Below are 12,166 nucleotides of genomic sequence, written 5' to 3' on the forward strand. Positions count from 1 at the left end.
GGGTATCCCCTAGGGGATTCGAACCCCTGTTACCGCCGTGAAAGGGCGGTGTCCTAGGCCTCTAGACGAAGGGGACCCTGGACATATTAATTTGAACTTTTCACTAGAAAAGGTTCCCGTTTAACATCTACGGTAAGTTTGGTGGAGCTACACGGGATCGAACCGTGGACCTCTTGCATGCCATGCAAGCGCTCTCCCAGCTGAGCTATAACCCCAAACCTATCGAACTACATTTAAGTGCACTGCAAGCATTTGCTCGACTGTGTCTCAACTGCGTGGCGCATTCTATGCAGCGCACCTAAAAGTGTCAACTCGTTTTTTTAGGAATTTATTCTATCTGCTACAAATTCAATCGCTTTGGATATTCTTTGCTCAGAACGGCTTCTTCCAATTAAAAATAGTGTGATATCTAAGCCTGGAGACTGCCCTGCCCCTGTTACAGCAACACGTAAAGGCATACCGACTTTACCCATACCCACATCTAATTCAGTCGCAGTATCTTCAATTGCCTGATGAATAGCTTCAGCTGTCCACTCAGTTAATGCTGATAATTTCTGTTGCACCAGTTGCAATGGCTCTAACGCAACACCGCGTAAATGCTTTTTCGCCTGTGCTTCATCAAACTCAGCAAAATCTTCATAGAAATAGCGGCTAGATGCGGCTAACTCTTTTAGAGTCTTAGCGCGCTCAGCTAATGCAGTGACCACTTCAGCTAATGCTGGGCCATTTGACAGATCAATTTTTTGATCGTCCATGTGCCATTGTAAGTGTGTTGCCACATATTCTGGATCTAGGCTCTTTATATAGTGTTGGTTCAACCACACCAGTTTATCGGTATTAAAAGCAGAAGCGGCTTTGTTGATGTCACTCAACTTAAAGAATTGCTTCATTTCTTCTAATGAAAAAATCTCTTGGTCGCCATGTGACCAACCTAAACGCACTAAATAGTTCAGCAGTGCTTCTGGTAAATAGCCATCGTCACGGTACTGCATTACGCTAACAGCGCCATGGCGCTTAGACAACTTAGCGCCGTCATCACCTAGAATCATAGATACGTGTGCATATTCTGGGATCGGCGCCCCTAATGCTTTAAGAATGTTGATTTGACGCGGGGTATTGTTGATATGATCTTCACCACGCACCACACAAGTGATCCCCATATCCCAATCGTCAACCACCACACAGAAGTTATAGGTTGGCACGCCGTCGGTACGGGCGATGATCAAGTCATCTAATGCCTCGTTAGAAAATTCAATCCGACCACGAACATGGTCATCAAATACCACTGAACCACCGATTGGATTTTTAAAACGCACCACAAATGGTTCATCAGTCTCGCGAGCGGGTAAGTCGCGACAGCAACCATCATACTTTTGTGCTTCACCGTTAGCGGCCTGTGATTCTCTTAAGGCATCGATTCGCTCACGTGAACAGTAACATTTATACGCTGTGCCCTTTTCTAACATTTGAGCAATGATTTCGTTATAACGGTCAAAACGCTTAGTTTGGTAATATGGGCCCTCGTCCCATGTCAAACCTAGCCAGTTCATGCCTTCTAAAATCGCATCGCAAGCGGCTTGAGTCGAACGCTCAATATCAGTGTCTTCAATACGTAATACAAACTCACCGTTATTTGCACGGGCTTGTAACCAAGAATAAAGTGCAGTACGGGCACCACCAACATGCAAGAAACCGGTAGGACTAGGGGCAAAACGCGTCTTAGTTGTCATAATGGGACACTAACCTATATAAAGTCGTCTAGATAAAGACAATCACGATAAAAAAAGTGGGCTTATTCTAACAGTCAAAGCAGGCGCTGCAAATGGGACAAGCTTCACAGTATCACTTATCTGGTTAAATCGTGTCGCGAATCCCTCCCTTTTATAGGGAAGCCAATATAAAGCGATATATAAAGGTGGCACTATTGCTATCGCCACCATTGATGAATGCTAACACTTGAGATGATTTTTCAGGCTTTATATTCCAACCCCTAAATCTCTACACCTATATTCCTTCGACTATAAATATCTGCGCCATCGAACACGCGCATCTATACACTATCAATGCACTCATACTATTAGTGCGTAGTGCGCTAATTTTTATAAATCACTCACTTCCTCAGCACTTTTACCACAAAAAAGTCCGGTGAATGGGATGAGTTCAACTCGTATTTAATCGCGAGCGTCCAAATTACGTACCATTGACTGGCGAATTAAATAACACTTTGATCGGCGGCGTGATTAGCATTAAGCCAATGTGGACAAAAATAGCGCGACCAATGCTTTTTTCACTAAAAAGCGTTGACACTAGATCGAACCTCCCTATAATACGGCTCCACACAGCGAGGTCGATTAGCTCAGCTGGGAGAGCACCTCCCTTACAAGGAGGGGGTCACTGGTTCGAGCCCAGTATCGACCACCATATTTTCTACAAAGAAATTATGGCATACAAAATGTTATATCCCAGGTCGCTTAGCTCAGCTGGGAGAGCACCTCCCTTACAAGGAGGGGGTCACTGGTTCGAGCCCAGTAGCGACCACCATATTTCTCCCCCAATAAACTTTACCCACGTGCTCACTCAACTATGCTTGATCTCAATCAGCGAGTGTTAAATTTTACTATTTCGCCTTTTATAATCCGTAAAATACCAAGCTCTATCGACACTCGGCCTGATTTCATTCTGCTTTAGCATTTTTGGAGATCAACATTATGGCCAGCGTCAGTCAATCCGCTTCTCTTGCCAATATTGCCACTTATTTAAAGCATACCCATGCCTGCGATGAGCAAACAGCTCTAAAAGAGGCGCGGGAAGTCATGCATAATCTCGTCAGCATGCGCCAAAAAGGCTTTATTACCGGTTGGTACTTTGATGCACAGGGCCATTTAGCCTTGTTACCTAGCGATGCTATCCTTAAACGTATTCTTTTAGAGGATGACTAACAGCATCAAATGAATTGTGTCTTGATTGACTACGATAGCTATCGACTTAACCTCCATAGACTCCACATCTCACCTACACTTCTTCTCCTAAAGCAGCTCACCACAATATTTGTCGTTATATCGCATACTTTTACGGCTTTTTTTGATCTCAAAATAACTAAGTTTGTTTAATTTATCTGCAACGACAAGAGCCGTCAATTTGGGGCCGATCTTCACTATGGGTGGGTTTCCACCCAAACACAAAATCACTGTGAGCGAGATCTCACCCACCAAACTAAAAGTGTGACAAACATCAAATGAACTACACTTTAGTAACCAAACACTTACAGAAGCCAGTGTAAGTTGGCGTGGTATTTGCCTTTAGTAAGACAGACCTCAGGGAAATCAAGGCTGTATTCCTACTCAAACTTGGTAACAAACTAACCAAGACTGAGGACAAATCCTAACAACAGAAAAAGGAACTCAAGATGATATTGAATCAACAAACTGGATTGACCCGTCCACTCAAAACCTTAGTCAAAATGCTCGCTGTTGCCTCCGTATTTGCGACCAGTTTTAACGTATTTGCAGAACCGATTGAAATTAAGTTTTCACACGTAGTGGCAGAAAACACACCTAAAGGCCAAATGGCACTTAAATTTAAAGAACTCGTTGAACAACGTTTACCAGGTGAATACAAAGTCAGTGTATTTCCTAGCTCACAGTTATTTGGGGATAACAACGAATTAGCGGCACTGCTGTTAAACGACGTACAATTTGTCGCGCCTTCACTCTCAAAGTTTGAACGTTACACTAAACGCCTACAAGTATTCGATTTACCTTTCCTATTCAATGATATGGATGCCGTGAACCGTTTCCAACAAGGTGAAGCTGGTCAAACATTACTGAACTCCATGAGCCGTAAAGGGATTGTCGGTCTGGGTTATTTACACAATGGTATGAAACAGTTCTCATCTAACACACCACTTAACAATCCAGCAGATGCTAAAGGCTTAAAATTCCGCGTAATGGCGTCTGATGTTTTAGCGGCTCAGTTTGATGCCATCGGTGCGATGGCTATAAAGAAACCGTTCTCTGAAGTCTTTACCCTGCTGCAAACCCGCGCTATCGATGGTCAAGAAAACACTTGGTCAAATACTTATTCACAAAAGTTCTATGAAGTGCAAAGCCAAATCACTGAGAGTAATCACGGTGTTCTCGACTATATGGTCGTGACCTCTGACACTTTCTGGAAAGGTCTACCAGCTGACAAACGTAAGATCATCAAAGAAGCTTTAGACGAATCTATCGCATTAGGTAACAAGATTGCTGCTGAAAAAGACAATGAAGACAAAAAGTTAATCCTTGATTCTAAACGTTCACAGTTAGTGACCCTGTCTCCTGCTGAACGTCAAAAATGGGTTGAGGTAATGAAACCTGTTTGGGCTAAGTTTGAAGATCAAATCGGTAAAGATGTGATTGATGCTGCTGTAGCTGCAAATAAATAATAATGATAATAGCCGCTTAAGCTCAACCGAGCTTAGGCGGCCATTTCAGCGAGGGGATTATGGCTGTGATATCGCGAATATTTGGTTATTTTGAAGAAGGTGTGCTCAATTTATTGATCACTCTGATGACGCTGTTAGTGTTTTCAGAAGTCGTCGCTCGCTTCTTCTTCAACACGGGTTTTCTTTGGATCCAAGAACTTACATTAACCTTTTGCGGTTGGTTTGTGTTATTTGGTATGTCCTATGGGGTTAAAGTCGGTGCCCATATTGGTGTCGATGCGTTTGTTAAAAATTTAGCGCCAAAGGCTAAAAAGATAGTATCTCTTATTACCGCCTTTGTTTGTATCGTCTATTGCGGACTCTTTTTAAAAGGCAGTTGGGATTACTTAAGCCAGATGTATCAAATCGGTTTGCCTATGGAAGACATTCATTTCCCACAATTTATATTAAAAAGCCTCGATCCAGATTTTGCTTGGAACACTTTAAAAATCGATATTGAAGATGGCGCAATACCGATTTGGTTATCTCAAAGTATTTTAATCATTGGCTTTTTTATGTTGACTTGGCGTTTCGTCGAACTCTTTATCGCCATTCTGCGTGACCAAGTCTCAGGCTTCCAATTTGCCGATGAAGCGAAAGAAAGTATGCATTTAATTGATGAGAGCGCTAAAAACGCTAAAGTAGATCCAGTCTCTGACCAAAAGGAGGCTAAATAATGGCTATTGCAACCCTATTTACCGCCCTATTCGTATGTATGTTTCTCGGTATGCCTATCGCTATCGCATTAGGTTTTTCCAGCATGCTGACGATTTTATTGTTCTCGAATGACTCCTTAGCTTCAGTTGCACTCAAGCTGTATGAGTCTTCATCAGAGCATTACACTTTACTCGCTATCCCCTTCTTTATTCTGTCATCCGCCTTCCTATCAACGGGTGGTGTCGCTAGACGGATTATCGATTTTGCCATGGACAGTATTGGACATGTCCGTGGTGGATTAGCAATGGCATCCGTTATGGCGTGTATGCTGTTTGCTGCAGTTTCTGGATCATCTCCTGCGACTGTTGCGGCAATTGGTTCTATCGTCATAGTCGGCATGGTAAAAGCAGGTTATCCCGAAAAATTTGCGGCAGGCGTGATCACGACCTCTGGCACTCTCGGGATTTTGATCCCACCTTCAATCGTCATGTTAGTGTATGCCGCAGCAACTGAAGTGTCGGCTGCAAAAATGTTTATGGCAGGCTTAATCCCAGGTTTAATGATGGGATTTATATTGATGATCGTCATTTATATCGTTGCCCGCTTTAAAAACTTGCCCTCACGTCCTTTCCCTGGCGTTAAACAACTGGGGATTTCAAGTGCCAAGGCAATGGGTGGATTAGCACTCATCTTTATCGTATTAGGCTCTATCTATGGTGGCGTCGCTAGCCCAACCGAAGCATCAGCTGTGGCTTGTGTATATGCTTATCTTATTGCGGTATTTGGCTACCGTGATATCGGGCCATTAAAAGACGTAGCATGGCGTAATCAAGGTGAAAACTTAGCCAAAGCAACTGCGCGTAACTTAGGCCATATGTTCTTAGGACTGATTAAAACGCCTATCGACAAAGACATACGTCATGTTGTGCGCGATGGTGCCAAGGTCAGTATCATGCTGCTGTTTATCATAGCTAACGCTATGCTATTTGCGCATGTATTAACCACAGAACGTATCCCTCACATTATTGCTGAGTATATTGTTAGCATGGGTTTACCCGCCTGGGGATTCCTGATCATCGTTAACTTACTGTTGCTTGCTGCCGGTAACTTTATGGAGCCATCGGCGATTGTACTCATTATGGCGCCAATTCTGTTCCCTATTGCAACGCAATTAGGCATAGATCCTATCCACTTAGGTATCATAATGGTCGTGAACATGGAGATCGGTATGCTAACGCCGCCGGTGGGACTCAATCTCTTTGTCACCGCTGGGATCACGGGGCGCAGTATTGGTTGGGTGATTCAGTCGGTTCTGCCTTGGTTACTCGTGATGCTAGCCTTCTTAGCCCTGATTACTTACGTACCACAGATTTCACTCTTCTTACCTGAATGGTTGGATTCGATGCGTGGATATTAGTCTGCAATTCAAGGTTGTGAGATTACCCCTTGATTACAGATAGATTTTAAGCGAGCCTAGTCAGGCTCGCTTTGTTTTATTATGCGCAGTATCAGTTATTGATCCCGTTGCTTTATCAGGATAACCACCATGTTGCCCATGACGCCTAAGGCCAAGAAACGCCTCTTTCTGACCGTTGTGTTACTTGCAGGCCTATTTGCAACCCTCAAACTGACCTACTGGGTGCATTTGCATCAAGGTAAAATCGAGATCCAAAAGCAATCGGAGAAACAACTAAAGGAATTAGTCAGTTTTCTCGATGGTGCACTATCGCGCTACGAAAGTATTCCCCACGTGCTCTCGACTAACCCAATGCTCGCCAATGTCCTGAACGACCAGCAGAATCCTGATAAAGTCCAAGAGCTTAATTTATATCTCGAAGAAATTCAGCATGTCACCGAAGCATCCGATATCTATCTGATCGATGCCTTAGGTATCGCCATTGCCGCCAGTAACTGGCAACAAAGTTTTTCCTTTATTGGCAAGGACTACTCCTTTAGACCCTATTACACAGATGCTATCTCGGGCAATCTAGGCCGTTATTACGCAGTGGGTACCAGCTCAGATAAGCGCGGATTTTATTTCTCTTACCCTATTTATCAACAAGGTGGTAAAGGCATACTTGGGGCCATTATAGTCAAAGTTAATATTGCCGACATAGAGCAACAAAGTACCAGTATCGCGATTGCGGGTCAGTATCAGTTCCTTATCAGTGATCCTGAAGATATCGTCTTTATTTCCAGTATCGATGAATGGCGGTTAAAATCACTAACCCCGCTTACCCAAGCCAAGCAATATGCCCTTAATGCCTCTAAACGCTATGCTGAACGTCCCATAGGAGAGTTGTTGATGAAGCCGCCCTATGAAAGTGGTAGTCAAGCTATGCTCTACCAGCTGCAAACGGGTACGGACCATGAACAATACATGGACATCCACCAATCAATGGCGAAGGCAGGCTGGCGAGTACACATCTTAGCGCCAATCAAACCTTTACTGACCTCTTTGCCAGCGCTGATGTTACTGTCAGCTAGTATTTATCTTTTGCTTGCACTCAGCATCCTATTTAACGCCGAGCGCCGTCGCAATCTACACCGAATGCAACTAGCGCAAAGCCTGTTAGAACAGCGAGTTGAAGAACGTACTCAGGACTTACAGCAGGCCAACAATCAGCTCAAAGATACTCAAGATGAGCTGATCCAAGCAGCAAAACTGACAGTGATCGGCAGTTTATCCGCCAGTATTAACCACGAACTCAATCAACCACTCGCGGCACTTCGCAGCTATGCCCAAAATACCCAAACTTTTCTCGCCCGTGATATGCAAGATAAGGCTCTGGATAATATCAAGATTATTATTGAACTTACCGACAGATTAGCCGATATTGTTGGGCAATTTAAAAGCTTTACCCGCAAGAGCCAAGGTGCTGATAGCGCAACCGATATTGGCCGCTGTATCAAGCAAGCCCTGACCATAGTTCAACCTGCAATTGATAAACAGGGTGTTGAACTCGATGTGCAATTACCCAACGGTAACTATCAGGTTTGGGGCGATAAGGTTAGATTACAACAAGTGTTTGTCAACATTATGAGCAACGCCATTGTCGCGATGCAACAATCGGTTAAACGCCAATTGGTTATCCGCGTGACCAGTGAAGATAAGTTTTGCATCAGTATCCAAGATTCAGGCCCTGGTGTACGTGAAAGCCAAATGGAGAAAATCTTCGAACCCTACTTTACCACCAACGAACGGCACGGACTGGGGCTAGGCTTATCGATTTCACAACGCATTATCGAATCCATGCAAGGCCAAATTAACGTTGCCAATGCCGAAGAGGGTGGCGCTATTTTCCAGATTATTTTACCTATTTACTTGCTCGAGGAACGTTAGTTTTATGAGTGTGCCCAATTCAATTCAAGATTATTCTGTTCTCATCATCGACGATGAGCCGCACATAGGCACAGTTCTCGTTCAACTATTTGAACTGGAGGGCATTAAGGCGCTCGCCACCACAGAACCCAAAGGTATCGCTAAGTTGCTGCATAAAGATTGGGCGGGAATGGTGATATCGGATGTCAACATGCCACAATTAGACGGCATCAGCTTAATGCAACAAATCCGTCTGCAAGATCCCGATCTCCCCGTCGTCCTACTCACTGGTTTTGGTGATATTGCCATGGCAGTCAATGCCTTAAAACAAGGCGCCTACGACTTTCTCGAAAAACCCTTTAATAACGAACATATACTCGATGTAGTTAAACGCGCCTTAGAAAAACGTAGTCTAACCTTAGAGAACCGCAAGCTTAAAAAGGATCTCGAAAGCCAAAGCGTACCGGGCCCTCGTATTTTGGGCAACAGTGTCGGCATCAACCGTATGCGCCACATCATAACGCAAGTAATAGATACGCCTGCGGATGTGTTAATTGAAGGTGAAACCGGTACAGGTAAAGAACTTGTCGCCCGCTATTTACACGACCACAGCAGCCGCAGCCAAGCCAACTTTGTCGCCATCAACTGTGGTGCAATCCCCGAAAACCTGATTGAAAGTGAACTCTTTGGCGCCGAAGCGGGGGCCTTTACTGGCGTCGATAAGATGCGCATTGGCAAATTTGAATATGCCAATGGTGGCACGCTATTTTTAGATGAAATTGAAAGTACGCCACTGTCTCTGCAAGTAAAACTGCTGCGGGTGCTTGAAGACCGTAAGGTTGAACGTTTAGGCTCTAACAAGAGCATCAACTTAGATATTCGCGTGATAGCGGCTACAAAAGTCGATTTAAAAGGTCTGTGTGACACCGGGGAATTTCGCCAAGACTTGTTGTATCGCTTAAATCTGGTGACTGTGCCCATCCCTCCCCTGAGAGATCGCCGTGAAGATATTCCGTTACTCTTTTTACACTTTGCCCGCGTCGCATCGGCACGCTATCACAAAGCGCTTATTGCCTTAAATGCGGAGCAAAACGCGATACTTACTTCCCACGACTGGCCAGGCAATGTGCGTGAGTTACGTAATCTCGCCGAACGCTTTGTGCTGCTGGGCGGAGAAGCCGCCTTTGCTGGCACATTAGGCAATACTCCAAGCCTGCACTCGAGTATGTCCCTGCTACAAAGGGTAGAGTTTTTTGAACGGGTACTGATTGAAGAAGCACTTAGCCACAACAAGGGCAGTATTAAGCAGACCATGGAGCAGCTAGAACTGCCCCGCAAAACCCTCTACGACAAAATGCGTAAATACGATTTAGACCGCAAACAATACATTAATTCCGATGACTAAAGGGCATATTTAAGCTTTAGACTAACGCCCGTTTGGCATGAGTTTGATGGTAATGCAAACGGGTGATTGCTAAGGCGATCAAGGCTAATAAGGTTAACGATCCCATCACCACACCGCGCCACTGCGCCTCATGCCAAAACATCATCAAATAAGGGCCGCCAATCGCAGCACCTAAGTAATAACAACATAAATAGAGTGACGTCGCCTTAGCTCGATCACGACTGGCCCGCATTGCAACAAAGGAATTACAGCAACTGTGGGTAAGGAAGAACGCACAGGCGGTCATTAAAAAACCTAAGCTAATGGTTAAGGTCGTATCAAACAGGGTCAGTAAACTGCCGAGCAACATAACGCACCAAGACCACTGATATAATTTATGTTGGCCAAATTTGGCGAGCCATTTCGCAGTGAAATACGAAGCGACAGTCCCGCTGGAATAACACAGGAAAATCAAGGTTGCTTGAAAACGACTCCATTCATAGGGTGGAGCCATCAAATGCAGTTGAATAAAGCTAAATTGATTCACCATCATCATAAAGGTCAAGCCGCCAATTGCGTAGACCAAACGCATTTGCGCATCGGTCAGATGATGACTAAAGCCATGAAGATCTTGCGCTAAACGGGCGCGTTTTGATAAGGAAGGCGCAGTGTTACTGGGTGACATCGACTGCGCATCGGCAAGTGAAGGCAGCAAATAGTTCACTAAAGCCACCCCCGCTAACGTCACTAGAAACAGCAACCACATAGATTCTTGCCAAGATAAAAACTGCGACATTAAACCACCGAGCAGACGTCCAACAATCCCGCCAATACTGTTCGCCATAATATAAATGCCTGCGGCTTTCAGCATAGTGCTTGGTGATAATTGCTCCTTAAAGTATGCCATGGCAATCGCAGGTACGGCAGCGAGTAATGCACCTTGTAGCAATCGCACTAGCACTAACCCATTAAAATCCGGTGCCCAAATTAATAGTAAGTTAGACAATGCCAATAACCACAAGCTGACAATGATTGGAGTGTGTCGACCGATACGATCTGACAGTACCGCATACAAGAGCAATGAAAAGGCTAAGGAAAAACTGGTCACCGACAGGATCAAGGTTGCTTTAGAGCCTGAGACCGCAAAATGTTCCGCAATCAGCGGCAACATGCCTTGCATTAAATACAAGTTGATATAGACCACCACTGAAGCGACGCAGAGCGCCCACATCAATCGGGTGTCACGCTGTTTATTGTCAATCATAGTATCTAATACGGCTTGCACGGGAGCCTCGACCAAGTATCACTCATAGGATAGACAAAGATTATCACTGGGCATAACATAACAATAATAGATAATATCTATCGTAATCATTGATTTTTGTTATAGAAATAGCGCGCCAAAAGTACACATCTTGCCACTGATAAAATAGTACGAGCCCGATTAATGGATATTCGCCAACTCAAACATTTAGATGCCCTTGCCAATACCGGCAGCTTTACCGCCGCAGCCAAGAAACTGAATATGGCTCAGCCCGCGTTAAGTCAAAGTATCAAGCGCTTAGAGGTCGCACTCGGCGTCACCTTAGTCAATCGTACGAGCAACAAGAATGATAAACTGCTCACACTCACGGCCGAAGGTATAGTCCTGCATCAACACGCCACTTTGATCCTAAAACAAGTTAAGCAGGCCGAAGCGCAAATCCGCGCCATGGCCAATCTCACCTCGGGAGAGGTCCGCATTGCCGTGCCGGGCATGCTGGGTTCTTTCTATCTCCCCTCGCGCTTAATGGCTTTTCGGCATAAATACCCCGAATTGAAACTATCACTGTTTGAAGGCGGGACACGGGATGCACTGCGCATGTTGCAACAGGAAGAAGTGGATATTGCGATCATTACCGCCCAAGACCTACAGCCCGAATTTGATAGTCAGCTGTTGATCCGTGAGCAAATGGTGATCGCCATGGGTGCCGAACACCCTTTAGCGGAACATAGCGCTGTGAGTCTACATGACTTTTTCGACCATGAATTAGTGATGTTCAAGACAGGTTATTTCCACCGAGAGTGGATACTCTCTCAAGCCAAAGAATTAGGCAAAAAGCCCAATATTGCCTTCGAGACCAATTTGATTAATCTGATTAAACAGATTGTTTCCCAAGGATTTGGGATCACCAGTGTACTTGAGATGGCGATAAGCTCAAAAGATGACATTTTAGCCAAACCCTTCGATCCACCGGTATTTTTAAACCTCCATATTGCATGGAAAAAGCAGCGCCCTGTCAGCCAAGCAGACCGCGCCTTTGTCGATTTTTTAATGTCAAATCGCTAACACAAACCA

9 protein-coding genes and 4 tRNA genes are annotated in these 12,166 nt (G+C 44.7%); 9 read left to right on the top strand and 4 right to left on the bottom strand.

Features of this window, described 5'->3' with window-relative positions; all coding sequences use genetic code 11:
* Positions 1 to 3: 3 nt before the first annotated feature.
* From HGO26_RS07535 to gltX, 3 genes are all read right to left on the bottom strand, one after another.
* Positions 4 to 76: transfer RNA gene (locus HGO26_RS07535), tRNA-Glu, on the bottom strand.
* Positions 77 to 139: 63 nt separating this feature from the next.
* Positions 140 to 215: transfer RNA gene (locus HGO26_RS07540), tRNA-Ala, on the bottom strand.
* 105 nt (positions 216 to 320) lie between these two features.
* Positions 321 to 1,730, bottom strand: a complete 1,410-nt coding sequence (gltX, locus tag HGO26_RS07545) for a glutamate--tRNA ligase (RefSeq protein WP_168824307.1) — start codon at positions 1,728 to 1,730, stop codon at positions 321 to 323.
* A 615-nt stretch (positions 1,731 to 2,345) separates the two neighbouring features.
* On the opposite strand from gltX, the gene HGO26_RS07550 reads away from it, so the two are divergent.
* From HGO26_RS07550 to HGO26_RS07585, 8 genes are all read left to right on the top strand, one after another.
* A tRNA-Val gene (locus HGO26_RS07550) sits at positions 2,346 to 2,421 on the top strand.
* A gap of 44 nt (positions 2,422 to 2,465) precedes the next feature.
* Positions 2,466 to 2,541, top strand: a tRNA-Val gene (locus tag HGO26_RS07555).
* Between the two features lie 167 nt (positions 2,542 to 2,708).
* A complete protein-coding gene (locus HGO26_RS07560) occupies positions 2,709 to 2,939 on the top strand; it encodes a hypothetical protein (RefSeq protein ID WP_168824309.1) in 231 nt (76 codons plus the stop codon).
* A 467-nt stretch (positions 2,940 to 3,406) separates the two neighbouring features.
* Positions 3,407 to 4,426 (top strand): TRAP transporter substrate-binding protein, encoded by a 1,020-nt coding sequence (locus HGO26_RS07565; protein ID WP_168824311.1) that lies wholly within the window; start codon positions 3,407 to 3,409, stop codon positions 4,424 to 4,426.
* A gap of 59 nt (positions 4,427 to 4,485) precedes the next feature.
* Positions 4,486 to 5,142, top strand: a complete 657-nt coding sequence (locus HGO26_RS07570) for a TRAP transporter small permease (protein WP_168824313.1) — start codon at positions 4,486 to 4,488, stop codon at positions 5,140 to 5,142.
* A complete protein-coding gene (locus HGO26_RS07575; protein ID WP_028761090.1) occupies positions 5,142 to 6,539 on the top strand; it encodes a TRAP transporter large permease in 1,398 nt (465 codons plus the stop codon). Before HGO26_RS07570 ends, HGO26_RS07575 begins: the two co-directional genes overlap by 1 nt.
* 129 nt (positions 6,540 to 6,668) lie before the next feature.
* On the top strand, positions 6,669 to 8,465 hold the full coding sequence (locus HGO26_RS07580; protein WP_028761091.1) for a sensor histidine kinase: 1,797 nt from the start codon (positions 6,669 to 6,671) through the stop codon (positions 8,463 to 8,465).
* 4 nt (positions 8,466 to 8,469) lie between these two features.
* On the top strand, positions 8,470 to 9,849 hold the full coding sequence (locus HGO26_RS07585; protein WP_028761092.1) for a sigma-54-dependent transcriptional regulator: 1,380 nt from the start codon (positions 8,470 to 8,472) through the stop codon (positions 9,847 to 9,849).
* Positions 9,850 to 9,865: 16 nt separating this feature from the next.
* Here the strand turns inward: HGO26_RS07585 and HGO26_RS07590 are convergent, their stop codons facing one another.
* Complete coding sequence (locus HGO26_RS07590) at positions 9,866 to 11,113, bottom strand: MFS transporter (RefSeq protein WP_168824611.1); 1,248 nt, start codon at positions 11,111 to 11,113, stop codon at positions 9,866 to 9,868.
* 162 nt (positions 11,114 to 11,275) lie between these two features.
* On the opposite strand from HGO26_RS07590, the gene HGO26_RS07595 reads away from it, so the two are divergent.
* Positions 11,276 to 12,157 carry a LysR family transcriptional regulator gene (locus HGO26_RS07595; protein ID WP_028761094.1) on the top strand — a complete coding sequence of 294 codons (882 nt, stop codon included), beginning with the start codon at positions 11,276 to 11,278 and terminating at the stop codon, positions 12,155 to 12,157.
* Positions 12,158 to 12,166 lie beyond the last annotated feature (9 nt).

The sequence above is a fragment of the Shewanella oncorhynchi genome (assembly GCF_012584455.1).
GTDB classification, from domain to species: domain Bacteria; phylum Pseudomonadota; class Gammaproteobacteria; order Enterobacterales; family Shewanellaceae; genus Shewanella; species Shewanella oncorhynchi.